The organism is Streptomyces sp. NPDC050619, from assembly GCF_040654815.1.
Classification (GTDB): Bacteria; Actinomycetota; Actinomycetes; order Streptomycetales; family Streptomycetaceae; genus Streptomyces.
In genome coordinates, this window is the sequence record NZ_JBFAIR010000002.1 from 497,605 (window position 1) to 518,436 (window position 20,832).

General features: G+C 69.7%; 14 protein-coding genes. 7 read left to right on the forward strand and 7 right to left on the reverse strand.

Annotated features, from left to right (window positions below; all coding sequences use genetic code 11):
• Nucleotides 1-83 precede the first annotated feature (83 nt).
• The 7 genes from AB0I77_RS05310 to AB0I77_RS05340 form a co-directional block, all read right to left on the reverse strand.
• On the reverse strand, nucleotides 84-1,175 hold the full coding sequence (locus AB0I77_RS05310; RefSeq protein WP_363280995.1) for a substrate-binding domain-containing protein: 1,092 nt from the start codon (nucleotides 1,173-1,175) through the stop codon (nucleotides 84-86).
• Nucleotides 1,176-1,360: 185 nt separating this feature from the next.
• Nucleotides 1,361-2,980 carry a family 43 glycosylhydrolase gene (locus tag AB0I77_RS05315; protein WP_363280996.1) on the reverse strand — a complete coding sequence of 540 codons (1,620 nt, stop codon included), beginning with the start codon at nucleotides 2,978-2,980 and terminating at the stop codon, nucleotides 1,361-1,363.
• Between the two features lie 22 nt (nucleotides 2,981-3,002).
• Complete coding sequence (locus AB0I77_RS05320) at nucleotides 3,003-3,917, reverse strand: carbohydrate ABC transporter permease (protein ID WP_363280997.1); 915 nt, start codon at nucleotides 3,915-3,917, stop codon at nucleotides 3,003-3,005.
• Entirely contained in the window at nucleotides 3,917-4,801 is an 885-nt protein-coding gene (locus tag AB0I77_RS05325) for a sugar ABC transporter permease (protein ID WP_363280998.1), read from the reverse strand. Before AB0I77_RS05325 ends, AB0I77_RS05320 begins: the two co-directional genes overlap by 1 nt.
• A gap of 11 nt (nucleotides 4,802-4,812) precedes the next feature.
• Nucleotides 4,813-6,156 carry an extracellular solute-binding protein gene (locus AB0I77_RS05330; protein ID WP_363280999.1) on the reverse strand — a complete coding sequence of 448 codons (1,344 nt, stop codon included), beginning with the start codon at nucleotides 6,154-6,156 and terminating at the stop codon, nucleotides 4,813-4,815.
• A 389-nt stretch (nucleotides 6,157-6,545) separates the two neighbouring features.
• Entirely contained in the window at nucleotides 6,546-7,634 is a 1,089-nt protein-coding gene (locus tag AB0I77_RS05335; RefSeq protein ID WP_363281000.1) for a LacI family DNA-binding transcriptional regulator, read from the reverse strand.
• A gap of 217 nt (nucleotides 7,635-7,851) precedes the next feature.
• Nucleotides 7,852-8,868, reverse strand: coding sequence for a hydroxyacid dehydrogenase (locus AB0I77_RS05340; protein WP_363281001.1), 1,017 nt, complete (start codon nucleotides 8,866-8,868; stop codon nucleotides 7,852-7,854).
• A gap of 506 nt (nucleotides 8,869-9,374) precedes the next feature.
• Between AB0I77_RS05340 and AB0I77_RS05345 the strand changes: the two genes are divergently transcribed.
• From AB0I77_RS05345 to AB0I77_RS05375, 7 genes are all read left to right on the forward strand, one after another.
• Nucleotides 9,375-10,724, forward strand: a complete 1,350-nt coding sequence (locus AB0I77_RS05345; protein ID WP_363281002.1) for an extracellular solute-binding protein — start codon at nucleotides 9,375-9,377, stop codon at nucleotides 10,722-10,724.
• Nucleotides 10,721-11,719: a sugar ABC transporter permease gene (locus tag AB0I77_RS05350; protein ID WP_363281003.1), complete on the forward strand. Its 999-nt coding sequence runs from the start codon at nucleotides 10,721-10,723 to the stop codon at nucleotides 11,717-11,719. Before AB0I77_RS05345 ends, AB0I77_RS05350 begins: the two co-directional genes overlap by 4 nt.
• A complete protein-coding gene (locus AB0I77_RS05355; RefSeq protein ID WP_363281004.1) occupies nucleotides 11,716-12,588 on the forward strand; it encodes a carbohydrate ABC transporter permease in 873 nt (290 codons plus the stop codon). Before AB0I77_RS05350 ends, AB0I77_RS05355 begins: the two co-directional genes overlap by 4 nt.
• A 44-nt stretch (nucleotides 12,589-12,632) precedes the next feature.
• Complete coding sequence (locus AB0I77_RS05360; protein ID WP_363281005.1) at nucleotides 12,633-14,417, forward strand: glycosyl hydrolase family 28 protein; 1,785 nt, start codon at nucleotides 12,633-12,635, stop codon at nucleotides 14,415-14,417.
• Between the two features lie 17 nt (nucleotides 14,418-14,434).
• Nucleotides 14,435-17,782, forward strand: coding sequence for a putative Ig domain-containing protein (locus AB0I77_RS05365; protein ID WP_363281006.1), 3,348 nt, complete (start codon nucleotides 14,435-14,437; stop codon nucleotides 17,780-17,782).
• 40 nt (nucleotides 17,783-17,822) lie between these two features.
• A complete protein-coding gene (locus AB0I77_RS05370) occupies nucleotides 17,823-19,079 on the forward strand; it encodes an alginate lyase family protein (protein WP_363281007.1) in 1,257 nt (418 codons plus the stop codon).
• Between the two features lie 95 nt (nucleotides 19,080-19,174).
• Nucleotides 19,175-20,812: a carboxylesterase family protein gene (locus AB0I77_RS05375; protein ID WP_363281008.1), complete on the forward strand. Its 1,638-nt coding sequence runs from the start codon at nucleotides 19,175-19,177 to the stop codon at nucleotides 20,810-20,812.
• Nucleotides 20,813-20,832 lie beyond the last annotated feature (20 nt).

The window sequence follows — 20,832 nt, forward strand, 5'->3', positions numbered from 1 at the left end:
GCAGGCCGGCTCGCTGACGGATTCCCTCACCTGGCTCGCCGGACCCACCCGGCCAACCCGCCGCGCCGGCTCGCCCAGGCCGGTCACACCCCCGTGCCCGCGCCCGTACCGACAGGCGGGGCGTCGGGCCGTCGGACACGCGGCCCCGCCGTGCTCCCCCGTTCCACCAACCGCGTGGACAGCTCGGTCCGCGTGCTCTCCGGCCGGTCGCCGTCCATCATCCGCACCAGCAGCCGCAGCGCCGTCGCCGCCATCTCCGACAGCGGCTGGCGGACCGTGGTGAGGGCCGGGGTGATCCAGCGGGCCTCGGGCAGGTCGTCGAAGCCGACCACGCTGATGTCGTCCGGCACGCTCAACCCCCGCTCGGCCAGCGCCTCGTACACCCCGAGCGCCATCCGGTCCGAGCAGACGAAGACGGCCGTGGGCGGCTCGGGCAGGTCGAGGAGTTCCAGCATGCGGCGGCGGGCGACACTCTCGTCGAAGCCGGCGTGCCGGACGTACTCGGGGAGGTGGCGGGCCCCGGCCGAGGCGAGCGCGGAGCGGTAGCCGGCGACCCGCGCGCTGCTGCACATCTTGCGCTGGTGTCCGGCGATCACCGCGATCCGCTCGTGGCCCAGCGACAGCAGGTGTTCCGTCGCCGTCACTCCGCCGTGCCAGTTCGCCGCGCCCACCGACACCACACCCGCCGGCGGTTCGAGCACCGGGTCGATCATCACGTACGGGATGCGGTGCTGGTCCAGCCAGGCGTACTGGGACTCCGTCAGCTCGGCCAGGTTGAACAGCACCCCGGACGAGCCGCGCGCGATCAGTTTGTCCAGCCAGCCGCGCTCCGGACGGCCGCCCCGCGTCCGGGTCAGCCCGGCCGAGACCACCACCTCCAGACCCGCGTCGTGCGCCGCCGCCTCCACCCCGTGCAGCACCGCCCCCGACCAGGAACTCTCCAGCGAGTGCACGACGAGATCGACCAGCCCGGACGCCTTCCCCGCGTCGAAGCGGGGTCTGCGGACGTAACCGAGCCGGTCGAGCGCCTCGGTGACCCGGCGTCGGGTCTCGGGGGCCACGTCCTCACGGCCGTTGACCACCTTGGAGGCGGTCGGCACGGACACCCCCGCCTCGCGGGCCACGACCGCCAGGGTCGGCCCGGCCGTCACGCTCGCACTCCCCGTGCGGACCATCGGGAACCACCTCTCCGGCCCGCCCGAGGGCCATGAAAAGTTTCGACCAGCGCTGCGCATAGTAAGCGCTCTCTACCCTAGGTTCGCCGCACGACCTCGGGAAGAGGCAGGAGTTCGCAGGTCTTGGCGGACCCGGGCTTTCGAAACTCCGAACACGGCTATCGGGATGCGGCCGGATGCGCCGGCTACGGCTGTCGGCAGTCGAGGCGGAATCCCGTGAAGTCGGCCGTGAACCCCCCGTCGACGAGATCCACGGCATGGATACCGGCCATCGCCCCGGTGAAGCGCAGCTTCGATCCGTGGTCGTCGGAGAGCTGTGTGAAGTCCAACGGCGGCCCGACGGGCGTACGTACCCCGTCCTCGACGCCCCGGACGTACCAGAACCGCGCTTCGGCGCCGTCGACGGTCACGCCCAGAATGAGCGGCACGCTCGCGTCCACCTCCACCACGGCCATCCGCCTCGTGCCGTCCTCGTCCCGCTCCACCAGGCTGAGCACCGTACGGCCGCCGCCCCGCCACTGCTGGCCGCGCTGCTCCTCGTCCTCGGGCTCCGCCCAGGTCAGGTCGAGGGCGAGATACGCCTCGGTGTTGTACCAGAGCACCAGGCCGGCGGCCTGCGTGAAGGTGCGTGGCCGCGCCTCGACGGTGACCTCGGCCTCGGCGCGGTGCTCGGTGATCCGCTGGGCGAGCAGGCTGTGCGCCCACCGCGACTCGGGACCGTGCCGGCCGCGCAGCCGGATCCAGTCGGCGCGGGTGGTGGCGTCCGCCCAGGACGGATCGGGTGCGGCGCGCAGGGTGCTCCAGGGCCAGCCCAACGGGTCGGCGGAACGGGAGGGTTGGTCCGGATCGGCAGGTGTGGGTACGTCATCGGCAGGTGTGGGTACGTCGACCTCGACCGCCGGATGCCACCCACCGTGCCGCAGCCTCGGCCAGCCCTGCGCGTCCCAGGTCACCGCCTGGATCGCCGTCTCGCGGCCGAGCGGGCAGCGCGGTCCGGCCGGCGTGCGCAGCGGACGGGCCGTCAGATGGCTCAACACCCACTCACCGCCGGGGGTTTGCGCCAGCTCGCCGTGCCCTGCCTTCTGCAACGGCAGCGACGGGTCGTCCCGGGAGGTCAGCAGCGGCCGTTCGTCGAGCTCGTACGGGCCGGTGATCGTACGGCCGCGGGCCACCCGTACCCCGTGCTCGAACCCCGTACCGCCCTCCGCGAGGACCAGGTGGTACCAGCCGTCGCGCCTGACCAACTTCGGCCCCTCGATGAGCCGTTCGTGCTGGAGGAGCAGGTGCGTGTCACCGAGGGGACTCAGCGTCTCCCGGTCCAGTTCGGTCAGCACGATCCCGGCGAAGCGGCTGCCGCCCGGGCGGTGGTCGTTCTGGAGATTCAGCAGCCACACCCGGCCTTCCTCGTGGAAGAGCGCGGGGTCGAAGCCGTGGCTCGCGACTCGGCGCGGTGCCGTCCACTTGCCGCCCGCCTCGGTCGCCGTAGTGACGTAGGTGTCCGTGTCGAAGTACGGCGTGCCGACCGAGCGCACGATCGAGTAGACCATCCAGAAGCGCTCGCCGTCCCAGCTCAGCGACGGGGCCCAGATGCCGCCCGAGTCGGGGACGCCGGCCAGGGAGTCGCCGGGGACCGCGCCCTGGACATGGCCCGCGTACTCCCAGCGCGCCAGGTCCCGCGAGCGGTGGATCGGGATCGTCGGGAACCACTCGAAGGAGCTCGTCGCCACGTAGTACCAGTCGCCGACGCGGACCAGTGACGGGTCGGGCGCGAAGCCGCGGATGACCGGATTGTGCAGCACGGTCACGTCAAGTCTCCCGGGATCATGGTCATTTGAGGGCCCCCAGTGTCACACCCGTCCGCCAGTAGCGGCGCATCGCGACCATCATGATCGCCATCGGGACGATGGAGAGCAGGGCGCCGGTCAGGACGAGGCTGGTCAGGTCGACGCCCGACTCCAGGCGTTTTCCGGACCAGTTGTACAGGCCCAGGTTGAGGGTCCAGTTCTCCTCGCCGCGCAGCACGGTCAGCGGGAGGAAGAAGGCGTTCCAGGTGTTCACGAACGCGAGCAGGAAGACGGTCGCGCCGCCCGTGGTCATCATGCGCAGCACGATGCTGAAGAAGATCCGCAGCTCACCGGCGCCGTCGATGCGGGCCGCCTCCAGCAGTTCGAAGGGGATCGTCGCCTCGGTGTACACCTTGGCCAGGTACACGCTGAACGGGTTGATCAGGCAGGGGATCAGCATCGCCCAGGGCGTGTCGACCAGACCGATCTCCGAGAACAGCAGGTACAGCGGCAGCGTGAGCAGCGCGATCGGGATCAGGAACGAGCCGACCACGCAGGCGAAGACGAGGTTGCGTCCGGGAAACTGGAAACGGGCCAGGCCGTAGCCCGTCATGAGGGCGAGCAGCGTGCCGCCGAGCGAGCCGACACCCGCGTACAGGAACGAGTTGGCCGTCCAGCGCAGGAAGATGCCGTCCTCGTACGTGAACAGCTGATGCAGGTTGTCCCAGAAGTGCCAGCCGGAGAACCACAGGCCGTTCGACTGGTACAGCCCCGTGCGGTCCTTGGTCGAGGCGACGATCAGCCACCACACCGGGAACAGGCTGTAGACACTGGCCAGGCTCAGGCCGATCAGGAGGAAACGCTGGCCGCCGCGACCGCGCGAGGCGGGGTCGGGCTGGGCGAGCCGGCGGGCGGTGCGGGACGACGCCCGCTTCGTGCCGTTTTCGGTCATCAGCATCAGTCCACCTCCTTCGAGGTCAGCCGGTAGAACAGGAAGGAGGCCACGCCGAGGATCAGGGCGAGCAGCACCGACAGGGCGGCGGCGTAGTGGTAGTTGCCGGCGTTGAACGCCTGGTTGTAGATGATCATGATCGGGGTGAAGCTGTCGCTGACCGTCTGCGGGGTGATGTTCCTGAACAGCGCCGGCTCGTTGAAGATCTGGAGCATCTGGATGACGGACAGCATGCCGGTCAGCACCAGCGCGCCGCGCACGAACGGGATCTTGATGTTCAGGGCGATCCGCCGCTCGGAGGCCCCGTCCAGGCGCGCGGCCTCGAACAGCTCGCGGGGCACGCCCTGGAGCGCCGAGTAGATGATCACCATGTTGTAGCCGATGCCGTGCCAGGTCAGCAGGTTGCCGATGGACGGCCAGACCATCGAGGGCGCGAAGAAGTTCCAGTCGAAGCCGAACAGCTTGCCCAGCGGGGTCAGCGGGCCGACGTCCGGGCTGTACACGTTGATCCACACCAGGGCGGCGACCACCCCGGGGATCATGTACGGCACCAGCAGCACGATCCGGAACCGGCCCGCCGCCCGCGAGGTGAGCACGTCCAGGGCCAGGGCCAGCAGGAGGCTGATGAGCAGCATCACCGGGATCTGCACGCAGGCGAAGAGCACCACCCGCAGGACCGAGCCCATGAACGCCGAGTCGGTCAGACCCTGCTGGTAGTTGTCGAGACCGGAGAACTCCTGTGTGGCGCCCCCGAGACCCAGTCCGGACTGCTGCTCGCGGAACAGCGACTGGTAGACGGCGTAGCCGATGGGGAGCAGGTACAGGAAGACGAAGCCGAGCTGGAAGGGCACCGTGAAGGCGGCACCCTTCCAGCGCAGTGAGCGAATCATCGGTGTCTGCCTCAGCCCTTGACGCTGATACCGCGGGACTTCAGGTCCTTGACCGTCCACTCCTGCATGTGCGCCAGCAGGTCGGTGACCTTCTGCTCCTTGTTGACGACCTTGGCCCAGCCGGCCTGCATCTCGGTGAACATCGCGGTCCAGTCCGGGCCGTAGACCCAGTCCGTGGTGACGGTGCCCAGGCTGTCCGTGACGACCTTCTTGGCCGGCTCGTAGTTCGTGCCGAGCAGCTTCTCGGAGATCGCGTCACCGACGTAGGTGTCGCTGTCGGCCAGCGCCGGCATCACGCCGTTGCCGGTCTCGGGGCTCGCCATCGTCTTGACCGCGCCGGCGTTCGTGGACATCCACAGCGCGGCCTCGGCGGCCTGCTTCTGGTTCTCGCACTGCTTGGTCACCAGGTTCACGCTGCCGGTCAGGTTGGTGCCGGCCGGGGTCTTGGGCGCCTCGCCGGTGAAAGCCGGCCAGGGGGACAGGGCCCACTTGCCGAAGGACTTGGTGAAGTTCTGCACCATGCCGGCCATCTGCCAGGTGGAGATCTGCCGGGTCGCGGTGCCGCCGGTGTCGTAGTTGCGCTGGACGGCCGCGTAGTCGGCGAAGGACAGCTTGGAGTTGAGGTCGTTGTCGATGATCTCCTGGATCACCTTGGCGGCCTTGAGGGTGCCCGGGTCCTGGAAGTCCACCTTCCAGGCGTTGCCGTCGATGGAGTACCAGTGCGCCCCGGCCTGCATGGCGAGCACCTCCAGGGTGCTGGGGTCCTCACCGGCGTAGTTGGTGATCTTGACGCCGTGCTTCTTCAGCACCTTGCCCGCGGCGATGAACTCGTCCCAGGTCGTCGGGGCCTTGATGCCGTACTTCTTGAAGAGGTCGGTGCGGTAGATCGTGAAGTTCGGCGAGGAGCTGGTGGGGACGCCGTAGAGCTTGCCCTGCACCTGTGCGCTCGCCCAGGCGCCCGTGTTGAACTTGTCCTTCTCGCCCTCGACGTACTGCGTGATGTCGGCGAGCGCGTCCTGCGACACCCAGCTGGTCACGTACTCGGCGGTGTTCTGCACGAGACAGGGGGCGTTCTTCGCCTTCACCGCGTTGGTCAGCTGCTTCTGCATGGTCAGCTGGTCGGTGACCTTGGTGTACTTCAGCTGGATGTCCTTGTGGGAGGCGTTGAACGCCTTGACGACGGCATCCTGGCCGTTGGCCCAGCCCCAGAAGGGGAGGGTGACCGGACCCGAGGAGCCCGAGGAGTCGGAGTTCCCTGAGTCCGATCCGCCGCCGCATGCGGAGAGCAGACCTGTCAGCGCGAGTCCCGCGACGGCTGCGCGGGCGAAGCTTCTCCGGGGGCTGGTGAAGTTCATCTGACCGTGTTCCTTCGGATCGGGGCGTCTCAGCAAGGGGAGAGCGGAGGACGGCGGCTCGGTGCCGGCCGGGAACGGCGGCCGGAAACCATCGGCTCGCGGTTGCGGGGGGTCGGCCAAGCGGAAGATGTAGTAAGCGGTTGCTGGGACCGTAGGCCGACGGTCCTGCTCATAGCAAGAGGTGCGCGGCAAATTTGTTACGCGGGTTTGTCCGCCGGGTTATGAGCAGATGCACGCGGACCGCGCCCGCGCGGGCTGAGGTAGGCGCAGGTCAGCGGCGTGTCGGCAGGGCTCCGGCCCGGCGGCGGCCGGTGCCTGGAGCCCGCTGCGACGACCGTCAAAAAGTGCGGGAAAACGTTTACTAACGATCTATCTGCCGTCGGTCGTCTTCAGCCGTGCCGAACAGGCGGCCGCACGGAGCTCCGTACGACGACATGGGTGCCCAGCACGAGGTGGTCGCTGTCGCCGACCTTGCGGCGGCCCCCGCCACCCTCACGCCGGTCGGCGACGGCCCGCAGGGCGACCCGGCCCATCTCCTCGTACGGCACGTGCACGGTGGTGAGTTGGGGGGTGAGCTGGGAGGCGAGCGGGATGTCGTCGTAGCCGACGATCGACACGTCCTCGGGGACGCGCAGGCCGGCCGCGCGCAACGCCTGCATCGCGCCCGCGGCGACCACGTCGGTGCCGGCCAGCACCGCGGTGAAGTCGAGCCCGTCGCGCAGGCTCCCCTGGACGGCCTCGTAGCCGTGCTCGTAGTCGTAGGGGCCGTGGCGCACCATGCCCGCATCGAAGGGCACGCCGTACGCCTCGAAGGCGCGGGTGGCGCCCCTCAACCGGCCCTGCGCGGTGGTGAGTTCCTTGTGTCCGGGCAGGACCAGGACCTTGCGGTGGCCGGCCGACAGCAGGTGGCTGGCCATCGCGTAGGCACCGCCCTCGTTGTCGTAGTCGACCGTCGTGGCCGGTACGTCGCCCTCCAGCGGAGGGCGGCCCACCAGGACCAGATGGGAGCCGGCCGCGTCCAGGGAGCGGGCGAAGCGGGCCATGCGCAGCTGGTACTCGGCGTAGTCGTAGGCACCGCCGAGCAGGACCACCGCGGCGACGCCCTGCTGGCGCATCAGGTTGACCAGGGCGAGTTCCCGCTCGGGATCGTCCCCGGTGGTGCCCACCAGGGAGAGCCAGCCGCGCAGGGTGGCGGCGCCCTCGACTCCCTTGGCCACGTGGGCGAACGCGGCGCCGGTGATGTTGTTGATGAGGATGGCCACCGTCGGCGTGCCGCCGCCGGCGAGGGAGCGGGCGTGCGCGTTGGTGACGTAGTCGAGGTCGCGGACGACCTTCATCACCCGGCGGCGCAGGTCCTCCGAGACCGGGTAGTTGCCCGACAGGACGCGCGACACGCTCGCGACGGAGACGCCCGCCTGCTCGGCCACATCGCGGATGGTGGCCCGTCCGGCGTCCCCGGCCGCCTTGCGCTGACTCACCGTTGCGGCTCCTTCATGGTTGCGGCTGCTACGCCGGGCGGCCGTAATGCCCGCCTTTCGGCGGCCGGCCAGGGGCTCGGAGCAGGTCCTGCGGATCTGCCGAGACCGGTGGGGGTGTCCCGTGCCCCCACGCCCGTACGGAAACCGTATCCCATTGTTTCCCGCAGGTGTTTCCCGCGCCCGGCCTCGCCGGCCGGCCCGGGGCCCGGTCCGGTCGTCACGCGACCCGGGCCAGGTCCGAGTGACGCACCTCGTGGGCCGGTGGCGCGCCTGCGACCAGGCGTTCCAGTTCCTCGACGACGATACGGCCGAGGCGTTCCAGCTCGTTGCCGAGGGAACCGGCGATGTGCGGGGTGAGGAAGACGTTGGGCAGGCGGTAGAGGGGGGAACCGGCGGGCAGCGGCTCGGGTTCGGTGACGTCGAGGATCGCGTGCAGCCGGCCGGAGACCAGCTCGTCGGTGAGCGCGTCGGGGTCGACCAGGGCGCCCCGGGAGGTGTTGATCAGGACGCCGCCGTCCTGGATGAGGGCGAGCCGGGCGGCGTCGAGCATGCGGTAGGTCTCGGGGATGTCGGGGGCGTGCAGGCTCACGATGTCGCTGTGTCTGAGCAGGTCCTCCAGCGACAGCGGTTCGGCGCCCAGGGCGGCGGCCTCGGCGGGGCTGACGTACGGGTCGTGCAGCAGTACCGAGAAGTCGAACGGCCGCAGCAGCTCCAGGAGCCGGCGGCCCACGCGGGAGGCGCCGATGACCCCGATCCGGCGGCCGACGTTGCCGGTGGCCGCGGTCTCGGCGGGGGACGGATAGGTGTGGGTGGCGCGGAAGCGCTCGCGGTGGGCGAAGGTGTCCTTCCCGGCCAGCAGGATCATGGCGAGGGTGTACTCCGCGACCGGCAGGGCGTTGCCGGTCACCGCGCTGGAGACGGTGATGCCGCGTTCCCACAGCGCCTCGCCGACCAGCGAGCGGACCGAGCCCGCGGCGTGCAGGACGGTGCGCAGGCGGGGGGCCGTGGCGAGCACGCCGGCGCCGAGGCGGGGGCAGCCCCAGCCGGTGATCAGTACCTCGGCGTGGGCCACGGCCTCGGCCGAGGCCGGATCGGTGAAGTCCCGTACGACGAGCGCGGGGTCGAGGTCGGCCGCCCGCGTCAGCCGGGCCATGAGCGGCGGGGGGAAGAGCAGGGGGAGGTGCACGGGATCCATCGCGAACACGGCCCTGGGTGGCTGCTGCGGGCTGGGCATGTCTCTCCTGACGCACTGAGTGGAAACATTTTCTGAAAGCGCCTTCTACCGTAGATCTGGCGACGAGCGACGGTCAATCGGCAGGACAGGACGGTCAATCGGCAGGACAGAGTGCCAGGTCGGCTTCCGGGTGGCTCCGGGCGGGCGCTCGGGGCGCCGGGTGGCGTGAAATCGCTTACTGGGGCTTCCGGAGCCTTTCCGGAAGGATCGGGATGAGGTGGACCGGCTACGGCAACCGGTTCCCGATCCGGCGGCCGACGGCGTCGTCCCGCTCCCCGTTTTCTTTGCAGATCAGACCGCGTTCCACCGGCTTCGTGCGGCCGGTCGGCCCATGACGCCGAGGTTACACAGTCTTTTCGAAAGTTCGTCAAGAGTCTTGACGCCGTTTCCGGACAGGAAGAAGCTCCTCCCCAACACGCAACAACCGGTTGCTACCGGTGAGCTGTGATCGACGAGCCGATTCTTGGCCGAAATCTCGTACGGACAGAGCAGGAGGTGGTGCGTTCATGCGCCCACATGCCGGTGCCCCCCTGAGCCGCCGCCGTTTTCTCTCCCTCTCCGCAGGAGGCACGGCGGCCGGCGCGGCGGCGCTCAGCGGCTGTGCCCTCCAGGTGTCCTCCGGGGTCAGCGGGGCGGGGGAGACCATCACCGTGATGGTCAACTCCGGCGACATCACCCCGGAGCAGGTGAAGCAGGCCCAGAAGGAACTCGGCATCAAGATCGCTCTGGTGAAGTACGACATCACCAAGCTCATCGCGATGCTCACCAGCGGCAACCCGCCCGACCTGGTGCGCGGTGTCGGTGCCGTGGACCTGCCGTACTTCGCGGCGCGGGACGTGGCCGAGGAGCTGGACCCCTACTTCGCCCGGAGCAGCGTCCTCAAGCCGGCCGACCTGGACCCCGTCAACGACCTGTGGCGCTACGACGGCCGCACCCAGGGCAAGGGTCCGCGCTACGGCATGGCGAAGGACTTCTCCCAGGACTCCATGTACTGGTACAACACGGCGGCCTTCGACAAGGCCGGTGTCGCCCACCCACCGGAGACCGAACCGGTCACCTACGAGGAATGGCTGGACAAAGCCAAGAGCCTCGTACAGCGCAAGAGCGGCCAGACCACCGTCTTCGGCGGCAGCTACAGCGGCCTCACCCGGTCCACGCTCCTGACGACCATGACGGCGTCCGCCGGAGGCAGCCTCTTCAACGACGACTTCTCCCGGGTCGATTTCACCACCCCCGAGGCCCGCAAGGCCCTGGCCTGGTTCATCGACTACTGCAAGACCAAGGTCGGGCCGAGCCTCATCCAGCCCGACCCCAATGGCTGGGACGGGCCCACCTACCAGGCCGGGCGGATGGCCATGTCGAACTCCGGCTACTGGCTGGGCGGCATGATCTACCCGGACAAGAAGCTGGCGGAGGTGTCCAGCCTGGCGCCCGCCCCGCTCTTCGCGGGCGGCGCGCGGATCAGCGCCTGCCAGGGCGGCACCGGACTGTGGATGCCGAGGAAGGCGAAGAACAAGGACGCCGCGTGGCGCGTCTTCGAGTGGTTCTTCGGCCAGGGGCCCGCCAAGGAGCGCGCCGCCGGCGGCTGGGGCATCCCCACCCTGAAGTCGATGCGTTCCCTGATGCCGGCCCAGGAGGACTACCAGAAGCGGGTGCTGAAGGTGCAGGACAACGAGCTGAAGCACTTCTCGGTGGTCTCCTTCACCCCTTACACCAGGGCCGACGCACTCGACGCCCTCTTCAACCAGATCGCCCCGGCCGCGATGAACGGCCAGATCTCCGTCGACACCCTCGCGGGACGCCTCAACTCGTCCGTCAACGAGCAGCTGAAGCGCGGTAAGGAGCAAGTGGGATGACGGTCGACCAGATCTCCTCCGTCGCGGGCCGGCCGGACGCCGTCGCGCACGCCGGTCGCGCACCGGCCGTCGGCGGATCGCGGACCTCGATGACCGCGCGCAGGCACCGCGCGTTCTACATGTTCACCTCGCCCTGGATCATCGGGTTCCTGCTGCTGACCGTGACGCCGATGGTGTACGCGCTGTGGCTGAGCTTCACCACGTTCGACGGTATCTCGCCCAACTGGAAGTACGTCGGGCTCGGCAACTACCGCGAGCTGCTGAACGATCCGGTGACCTGGGACGCGCTCGGCCGCGCGGGCCTGTTCGCGGTGACCTCGGTACCGCTGTCGATCATCGCGGGACTCTCTCTCGCCGTCCTGGTCAACCGGCCGATCAAGGCGCGCGGTCTGTTCCGCACCCTGCTCTATCTGCCCGCGGTGGTGCCGCCGGTGGGCGCGGGCCTCGCCTTCAAGCTGCTCTTCGACCAGAACTCCGGCGCTTCCAACGGTGTCCTGACCTTCTTCGGCTTCGACGCCATCGGCTGGCTCGCCGACCCCTACGCCCGCTACGTCCTGTTGATGACGGTGCTCTGGGCAGCCGGAAACGTCATGATCATCTCGCTGGCGGGGCTCCAGGACGTCCCCCGCGAACTCCACGAGGCGGCCCGCATCGACGGGGCGAGCGCCTGGCGCACCTTCCGCAGCATCACCGTGCCGCTGCTGTCACCCGTCCTGCTCTTCCAGGCGGTCACCGGGATGATCGCCTCGGTACAGACCATCATGCCGCTGCTGCTGGCGCCCCTCGGCGACACGAGCGGCATCACCACGGTCCCGCAGTCCAACTACCTCTACATGATGCACGTGTTCGCGCAGTACTTCGCGCTCGGCCGCTACGGCTACGCCTCCGCACTGCTGTGGGTGCTCTTCGTGCTGATCCTCATCGTGACCGGACTCATCTTCAAGTTCACGTCCGGCGTGGTGTTCTACAACGTCGAACCGGAGGCGAAGAAGTGACCGCCACCAGCCTGCCGCCCAAGTCGTTCGCGACCGACGCCCGCGTGCGGGTGCGTGCCAAGCGCCTCGTCCTCTACACGGTCCTCGTCTGTGTTACCGGGCTGTTCCTCGGCCCCTTCGGCTGGCTGATCCTCTCCGGCCTGAAGACCCAGGGCGAACTGGCCGCCTCGCCCGTGCACTGGCTGCCCGACGTCTTCCAGTGGCACAACTTCGCCGACGCCTTCAACCAGATCGACTTCCTCGGCTACGCCCGCAACTCCCTGATCATCGCCCTCCTCTACGCCACTCTCGTCACCCTCAGCTCGGCCTGGGTCGGCTTCGGCTTCGCCCGGCTCGAGGCGCCCGGCAAGAAGGTGCTGTTCGGCGTCCTGCTCGGCTCGATGATGTTGCCGCAGATGGTCACCCTGCTGCCGACCTACCTGATCTTCGCCAAGGTCGGCATGGTCAACACGTACTGGCCGTGGGTGCTGTGGGGCCTGTCCGCGGCGCCGTATCTGGTCTTCCTCTTCCGGCAGTTCTTCGCGGGCATGCCGCGCGAGCTGGAGGAGGCCGCGATCGTCGACGGCTGCGGTTACGCGTCGATCTTCTGGCGGATCTTCCTGCCGCAGTCCTGGCCCGTGCTGTCCGCGAGCTTCATCATCGCCTTCACCTGGAGCTGGGGCGACTACATCGCCCCGCAGCTGCTGCTGTCCACCGACCGCACCACGCTCGCCGTCGCGGTGATGACCGCCTACGTCAACGAGGGCGGTACGCCCGTCCCCGAGCTCCAGGCCGCGGCCTCCGTGATGTACGTCGTCCCGATCCTGCTGATCTTCCTGATCGCCCAGCGCGGCTTCGTCGCCGGGATGTCCACCACCGGACTCAAGTGACCTTCCGTATCCCTCATCCCTCCCCTTACTGAAGGAACCGCTTCATGAACGACACCCAGAGCACCGGCCTGTCCCGGCGCACCGTTCTCCAGGCCGCGGGTGCCACGGTCGCCGCGTACTCACTGATCGGAGGGGCGGCCGGCACCGCGAGAGCGGCGGACGGGCCCGCGTCGACCGACAAGCTGGTGGTGTACCCCATCCCGAGCGGGGTCCCGACCAACTCGAGCTACTCGGTCAAGGCCCGTACGGCGGGCGGTGAATGGCAGACGGTGCCCGTCTACCGTTCCAGGGCGAAGCAGATCGACGCGAACACGGGCAGTGGTCCGGTCTTCAACTCCTCCGTTGCCACCTTCGACTTCACGGGCACCGTCGAGGTCGCCGTCACCTCGGCCAAGGGCGCCATCGGCACCGCGCGGATCCGCCCCCTGTCGTACGACATCGACTTCACGGTGGACGGCGCCACGGTGAGCTTCACCCTCACCGAGCCGCGCAACCTCTCCATCGAGGTCGACGGCGATCTCTTCAACAACCTTCAGCTGCACGCCAACCCGATCGAGACGAACGCGCCCGACCCCGACGACCCCGACGTCATCTACTTCGGCCCCGGCCTGCACAAGACCACCGACAACGTGGTGAAGGTGCCCAGCGGCAAGACGCTCTACCTGGCCGGCGGCGCGGTGCTGACGTCGCAGGTGGCGTTCCAGAAAGTGGAGAACGCCAGGATCATCGGGCGTGGCGTGCTGTACAACTCGCCGAGCGGCGTCCTGGTGGAGTACTCGAAGAACATCGAGATCGACGGCATCATGGTGCTCAACCCGAGCAGCGGCTACTCGGTCACCGTCGGCCAGTCCCAGCAGGTCACCATCCGCAACCTGCACTCCTACAGCCACGGCCAGTGGGGCGACGGCATCGACGTCTTCTCCAGCGAGGACGTCCTCATCGAGGGCGTCTGGATGCGCAACTCCGACGACTGCATCGCGATCTACGCCCACCGCTGGGAGTACTACGGCGACGTCCGCAACGTCACCGTCCGCAACTCCACCCTCTGGGCGGACGTCGCGCACCCGATCAACGTCGGCACGCACGGCAACACCGACAAGCCGGAGACCATCGAGAACCTCGTCTTCAGCAACATCGACATCCTCGACCACCGCGAACCGCAGATGGACTACCAGGGCTGCATCGCGCTCAACCCCGGCGACAGCAACCTGGTGAGCAACGTCCGCGCCCAGGACATCCGGGTGGAGGACTTCCGCTGGGGCCAGCTGATCAACATGCGGGTCATGTTCAACAAGTCGTACAACACGTCCGTCGGGCGGGGCATCGACGGTGTGTACATCCGGAACCTGACGTACAACGGGACGCACGCGAACCCGTCCATCATGGTCGGCTTCGACGCGGACCACGCCATCAAGAACGTCACCTTCCAGAACCTCGTCATCAACGGCAAGGCCATCGCCAACGGGATGAAGAAGCCCGGCTGGTACAAGTTCACCGACATGATGCCGGCCTACGCCAACGAGCACGTGCTGAACACCCGGTTCCTGAACTCCACCGAGGCCACGTCCGCCAACAAGCCCGGGATCAGCAGCCCGGACCAGGCCACGGCCACCAAGAACCAGATCTTCAACTACCTGATCACGGCCACCGAGCTGCCGACGTCGTTCGGCGCCGACGCGCTGCCGAAGGGGCTGGCCATCGACACCGCCACGGGTCTGATCTCGGGGACCGTCGAGGACAACGTCGGCACCTTCACGGTCACCGTCTCGGCCACCAACAGCGTGGGCACCGTGACGCAGCCCCTCACGCTCACCGTCCAGCACGCGTGACGCGGCCCCTGAGAACCATGGAGTCACCCGTGTTTCCTCTCAGTCGACGGTCCTTCATCGGCGCGGCAGGGCTCGTGGTCGCGGCCGGAGGCGGACTGCTGTCCGCCTCCGCCGCGGCGGCGTGGGCCCAGGACGACAAGGCCCGGCTGCGGGCCTTCACCCACCCGGGGCTGCTGCACAGCGCCGCCGACCTGGCGCGTATGAAGGCAGCGGTCGCCGCGCAGGAATCGCCCGTCTACGACGGATACCTGGCCTTCGCGGCCCACGCCCGCTCCAAGTCGACGTACACGATCCAGAACACCGGCCAGATCACCTCCTGGGGCCGCGGCCCCACGAACTTCCAGAACCAGGCCGTCGCCGACTCGGCCGCCGCCTACCAGAACGCGTTGATGTGGTGCGTCACAGGGGAGCGCGCCAACGCGGACAAGGCCCGCGACATCCTCAACGCCTGGTCGGCCTCGCTCACCATGATCACCGGCGCCGACGGGCCGCTCGGCGCGGGCCTCCAGGCCTTCAAGTTCGTCAACGCGGCCGAACTGCTCCGGCACAGCGACTACGACGGCTGGGCGGACGCGGACATCGCCCGCTGCGCGGAGTCCTTCCTCGACGTCTGGTATCCGGCGGTGTCCGGATACATGCTCTACGCCAACGGCAACTGGGACCTGACGGCCCTTCAGACCATCCTGGCCATCGCCGTGTTCTGCGAGGAGCCCACCCTCTTCGAGGACGCCCTGCGCTTCGCCGCCGCCGGCGCGGGCAACGGCAGCATCCTCCACCGCGTCGTCACCGACGCCGGCCAGGGCCAGGAGAGCGGCCGCGACCAGGGCCACGAGCAGCTCGCGGCCGGTCTGACCGGCGACATCGCCCAGGTCGCCTGGAACCAGGGCGTCGACCTGTGGGGCTACGACGACCACCGCATCCTCGCCAACTTCGAGTACGACGCCCGCTACAACCTGGGCAACGACGTGCCCTTCGTCCCCGACCTCGACCGCACCGGCAAGTACATCAAGCAGACCGTCTCGGCGATCGGCCGCGGCAGCATGCCGCCGATCTACGAGATGGCGTACGCCCATTACGCCGGCGTCCGCGGCCTCGACACCCCGTACACCAAGGCGGCCGTCTTCCGCGGCACCGGCGGTGCCCGTTTCGTCGAGGGCAGCAACGACGACCTGCCGAGCTGGGGCACCTTCGCCTACGCCGGCACCAAGGCCCCGGCGCCCACCGTGCCCACGCCGCCGGCGGGCATCACCGCGACCGGCGACGGCAGGTCCGTCACCGTGAGCTGGCTGCCGTCGGCGTGGGCGAGCACGTACACCGTCCGCCGGGCCACCGCTCCCGAGGGACCGTATGCGGAGGTCGCGTCGGGCGTCGACGGGACACTGCATACGGACGACGACGGTGTGCGCCCCGGCCGGACCTACTACTACACGGTCACCGCCACCAACTCCCTCGGCAGCAGCGGTGATGCGAGCCCGGTGTCCGCGACCGCCGGACTTCCCGAGCCCTGGTCGACCCAGGACGTCGGGGACGTGAAGATCCCCGGGTCCGCCGCCTTCGACGGCGAGCGGTTCGTCCTCGAGGCGTCCGGCACCGCCGACACCTACCGCCTCGCCCACCTGCCGCTGACCGGCGACGGCACGGTCACCGCGCGGATCGTGTGGCCGCTCAGCTCGCAGTACTCCAAGATCGGCGTCACCCTCCGGACCTCCCTGGACGCGGACGCGGCACACGCCTCCATGCTGATCCAGGGGCTGCCGCTGCACACCTGGAGCGGGGTGTGGACCGTACGGCCGTCGGCCGGAGCCAAGACCTCTGGCACCGGCAGCACCCCCGTGCCGCCCACCCAGCAGCAGACGATCACCACGTCCGCCGCCTTCCCGATCTCCAGCCTCGGCACCCTGCCCGAGTCGGCGACCCCGCTGGAGGCGCCGTACGTCGAGGGCGCGGGCGACGGCTACCGGCTGCGGACGCCGTACTGGGTGCGGGTGACCCGCAAGGGCCGCCGCTGCACCGGGGCGATCTCCCCGGACGGCATCCGGTGGACGGTCGTCGGCTCGACCGAGGTCGACGGTATGCCGCGCACCGTATACGCGGGCCTCGCCCTCACCTCCTGCCTCGGCGTCGACGAGGAGTACGCCGAGACCGGCACCGGCGCCTTCGACAACGTCAGCGTGACGTCCGCGACCTCCGGCGAGGTGTGGTCGGTCCCGGGCCCCGCCCGCACGGCAGGCGACCTCAAGGCCACCCCCGGTGCCGACGCCGTCGAACTGGCCTGGACCGACCCGGATCTCTCCGCCCGCTACAAGGTGCTGCGCGCCACCGACGCCGACGGCCCGTACGTGACCGTCGCGACCGGCGTCGGCCCGGTCGGGTCCGGCACCCGCATCCGGTACGCGGACGCCACCGGCACGCCCGGGACGACGTACCACTACGCCGTCGCGAAGACCAACACCGCCGGGCGCGGCCCGCTGTCGGAGTCCGCCGCCGCGCGGATGCCGTCGCCGTCCGTGCCCCAACTCATCTCCGCCACCTCGGCGTTCGCCAACAGGGGCGTCGCCTTCCGGCACCTGCTGCGCGGCTCGCACGAGCCCATCCGGTTCGCCGCGACCGGCCTGCCCGACGGGCTCGGCGTCGACAAACGCACCGGCCTGATCTCCGGAACCCCCACCGAGACCGGCGAGTTCAAGGTCACGGCCACCGCGGGCAACGCGGCCGGCGACGGCACCGCAACCCTCACCCTCACGGTCGGCACCCCGCCGCCCGCCCCCTGGACCTACGGCGACCTCGGCGACGTGGTCCTCGACGACCGCGCCTTCGGGACACTCGGCGTGGTCGCCATCCGTACCCCGGGCAGCACGTCGTACGACGGCGGGACCTTCACCGTGCGCGGTGCGGGAGTCGATCTGACCGTCAACAACCAGGCAATGACAGGGCAGTTCGTACGACAGCCCGTCACCGGCGACTGCGAGGTCACCGTACGGCTGGTCTCCCGCACCGGAGCCACCGGCGACCGGGTGGGGCTGCTGATGGCCAAGTCGCTGTCACCGTTCGACCAGGCGGCCGGGGCGATCGTCAGCGGCGGCACCACCGCGCAGCTCATGCTGCGCACGACCGTCGCCGGAAAGTCGGCCTTCACCGGCAACGGAGCCGCCAACCAGCCCTCTTCGCTGCGGCTGAAGCGCACCGGGACCGCCTTCACCGCAGCCCTGTCCACCGATGACGGCGCCACCTGGACCGACCTCGCCTCCGGCGAGATCCCCGACTTCGGTGACGCCCCCTATTACGTGGGCCTCGTGGTCTGCTCCCGCAGCCCGCTTGCCCTCGGCACCGCGCAGTTCGAAGGGGTGAGCATCACGCCCCGGTAGAGCTCCCCATAGATCTCCCCACAGATCGGAGACGCACAGCATGAGCCGCACGAGCCGCAATTCCCCCCACGGGCACCTTCACACAACCGAGTTGAGCCGCCGCGGTCTGCTCAGGACCGCCGGCGGTCTCGGCGCCGCCGTCGCCCTGGGCTCCGCCTTCGCCGCCACCTCGGCGGACGCGGCGCCCGGCACCTTCACCCACCCCGGCATGCTGCACAACGCCGGTGACATCAACCGCGCCAAGGTCAGGGTCGCCGCGGGCGACGACCCCTGGCTGTCCGGCTGGAACAAGCTGACCGCCAACTCCCACTCCCAGTCCACCTGGACGCCCCGGGCGACGGCCACGATCATCCGCGGCGGCACCGGCGAGAACTACAGCCTCCTCTTCAACGACATCGCCGCCGCCTACCAGAACGCCCTGCGCTGGAAGGTCGGCGGCACCGAGGCCAACGCCCAGTGCGCTGCCAAGATCCTCAACGCCTGGGCGACGACACTCACGACCGTCACCGGCAACGCCGACCGGTTCCTCGCCGCCGGCATCTACGGCTGGCAGTTCGCCAACGCGGCCGAACTCATGCGGGACTACTCCGCGTTCGACCTCGGCGCCTTCCAGGAGATGATGACCAAGGTCTTCTACCCGCTCAACAACCAGTTCCTCACCGGCCACAACGACGCCTGCATCACCAACTACTGGGCCAACTGGGACCTGTGCAACATGGCCTCGATCCTGGCCATCGGGATCCTCAACAACGACGGCGCCAAGTACGACCAGGCCGTCACGTACTTCAAGTCCGGCGCGGGCAACGGCTCCATCGCACACGCGGTGCCGTTCCTGTACAGCAACGTGGACGGCTACGACCTCGGCCAGTGGCAGGAATCCGGCCGCGACCAGGGGCACACCGTCATGGGCATGGGCCAGATGGGCGCGATCTGCGAGATGGCCTGGAACCAGGGCGAGGACCTGTACTCGTACGACGGCCGCCGCTTCATGAAAGGCGCCCAGTACGTCGCCAAGTACAACCTCGGCAGCGACGTGCCCTTCACCACCTACACCTGGGGCACCGGCCAGAGCTGCGCCCAGCAGTCGCAGACCGTGGTCTCCTCGGCCTCCCGCGGCCAGGTGCGCCCGGTGTGGGCCCAGCTCCACTACCACTACGGCCGGCGCCTCCTGCTGGACGACAAGTACATCTCCCAGATGTGCTTCTCGGTCGCCCCCGAAGGCGGGGGAGGTGACTACGGCACCACCAGCGGCGGCTTCGACCAGCTGGGCTTCGGCACGCTGATGTACGCCAAATAGCCGCAAAACCGCGCTCGCGCACCGGAATACCGGGCCACCATGTGGTGCTCTGAAGTTCACGGTGCACGAGCGCGGAGCGGGAGGCTGGTGGGCACATGCCGGCAGCGGACCAGGCGGACAGGGCGGACCACGGGGCGACGGACCCGGTGGTCAGGACGCCGTACGGGGCCGTACGCGGCCGGTACGAGCAGGGCGTCGCGGTGTTCCGGGGCATCCCGTACGCGGCCCCGCCCTTCGGACCCCGCCGGTTCAGGCCGCCCGTGCCGCCCGAGCCCTGGGACGGCGTGCGCGACGCGGGCGACTTCGGGCCGACGGCGCCGAAACCGCCGTACTCCGAAGCCTTCGCGCAGTACCTGTCCGACCCGGACCTGCCCGGTGACGACTGCCTCAACCTGAACGTGTGGACGCCGGAGCCGGGCCCTGGTGCCCGGCTCCCGGTCATCGTGTGGCTGCACGGCGGCGCCCTCACCCGGGGCTCCTCGGCCGTGCCCGTGTACGACGGGCGCACCTTCGCCCGCGACGGAGTCGTCTTCGTCTCCATCAATTACCGACTCGGGGTCGAGGGCTACGGGCTCTTCCCCGACACCCCCGCCAACCCCGGCCTGCGCGACCAGATCGCCGCCCTGCGCTGGGTGCACGAGTCGATCAGGGCCTTCGGCGGCGACCCCGAGCGGGTGACCCTGGCCGGCCAGTCCGCCGGGGCCATCAGCATCGGCGCCCTGCTCGCCGCCCCGCAGGCCCAGGGACTGTTCCGGCGTGCCGTCCTCCAGAGCGGGCCGCCCGAGGCCCACGACCGCGACAAGGTACGGCGGATGGTGCGCCGCATGGCGACCCGGCTGAAGATCCCCGCCACCGCGGCCGCCTTCGCCGAGGTCGACCGGGAGCTGCTGCTGCGCACCCAGGCCGAGGTGGGCAAGCTCAGCAGCCCGGTGCTCGGCGGCCCCGCCTTCGGGATCGTCGTCGACGGCGATGTCGTACCGCGCGATCCCCTTCAGGCCCTGGTCGAGGGCGACGCGGCGCCGGGCGTCGACCTGATGATGGGCTGGACCCGCGACGAGTACCGGCTGTGGCTGGTGCCGGGCGGGCTGCTGGAACGCCTCGACCGGCTCGGCGCGGTCGCGCTGGCCGGCGCCATGGCCCGCTGCCACTGCGGCCACGAGGTGCCCCGCGGCTACCGGGCCCTGCGCCCCGAGGCCGGCACCGCCGAGATCGTCGGCCAGATGGTCACCGACCACCTGCTCCGCCTCCCGCTGCACCGCCTGGCCGAGGCCCGCCCGGACCACAGTCACGTCTACGAGTTCGCCTGGCCCTCCAACCTCCCCGACCTCGGCTCCTGCCACGCCCTGGAACTCGGCTTCGTCTTCGACACCGGCGAGGTCCCCGAGTCCGCCAAGCTGGCCGGCTGGGGCACCCCGCAGGAGCTGGCCGACGCGATGCACGGGGCCTGGGTGCGGTTCGCCGTCGAGGGCGACCCCGGCTGGCAGCGCTGGGACGACTCACACCCGGTACGGATCTTCGGCGACGGCGAACCGCACACGGCGTACGGCCCGCGCGACCGGGAGTTCGCGATGTGGACGGCCGATGCGGCTGCCCGGGACCAGGAAGCCGCGTCGGGGGCGTCCAAGGCTGCGGGGATGGTGCCGGCGAACGGCAACGGCGTGCCCGTGCGGAGCATGGAGCTGCGGTCGGTGGTACGGCGGCTGCGGTTGCCCGGGTCGGTCCGCCGGAGCTGAGCAGTCCCCGGACGGATCCT

Excerpts from the sequence above, each read along its gene's own strand:
- AB0I77_RS05350 (WP_363281003.1), top strand. The coding sequence starts at position 10,721 with ATGACGGTCGACCAGATCTCCTCCGTCGCGGGCCGGCCGGACGCCGTC.
- AB0I77_RS05360 (WP_363281005.1), top strand. The coding sequence starts at position 12,633 with ATGAACGACACCCAGAGCACCGGCCTGTCCCGGCGCACCGTTCTCCAG.
- AB0I77_RS05345 (WP_363281002.1), top strand. The coding sequence starts at position 9,375 with ATGCGCCCACATGCCGGTGCCCCCCTGAGCCGCCGCCGTTTTCTCTCC.
- AB0I77_RS05330 (WP_363280999.1), bottom strand. The coding sequence starts at position 6,156 with ATGAACTTCACCAGCCCCCGGAGAAGCTTCGCCCGCGCAGCCGTCGCG.
- AB0I77_RS05365 (WP_363281006.1), top strand. The coding sequence starts at position 14,435 with ATGGAGTCACCCGTGTTTCCTCTCAGTCGACGGTCCTTCATCGGCGCG.
- AB0I77_RS05320 (WP_363280997.1), bottom strand. The coding sequence starts at position 3,917 with ATGCTGATGACCGAAAACGGCACGAAGCGGGCGTCGTCCCGCACCGCC.
- AB0I77_RS05325 (WP_363280998.1), bottom strand. The coding sequence starts at position 4,801 with ATGATTCGCTCACTGCGCTGGAAGGGTGCCGCCTTCACGGTGCCCTTC.
- AB0I77_RS05340 (WP_363281001.1), bottom strand. The coding sequence starts at position 8,868 with ATGCCCAGCCCGCAGCAGCCACCCAGGGCCGTGTTCGCGATGGATCCC.
- AB0I77_RS05310 (WP_363280995.1), bottom strand. The coding sequence starts at position 1,175 with ATGGTCCGCACGGGGAGTGCGAGCGTGACGGCCGGGCCGACCCTGGCG.
- AB0I77_RS05375 (WP_363281008.1), top strand. The coding sequence starts at position 19,175 with ATGCCGGCAGCGGACCAGGCGGACAGGGCGGACCACGGGGCGACGGAC.
- AB0I77_RS05370 (WP_363281007.1), top strand. The coding sequence starts at position 17,823 with ATGAGCCGCACGAGCCGCAATTCCCCCCACGGGCACCTTCACACAACC.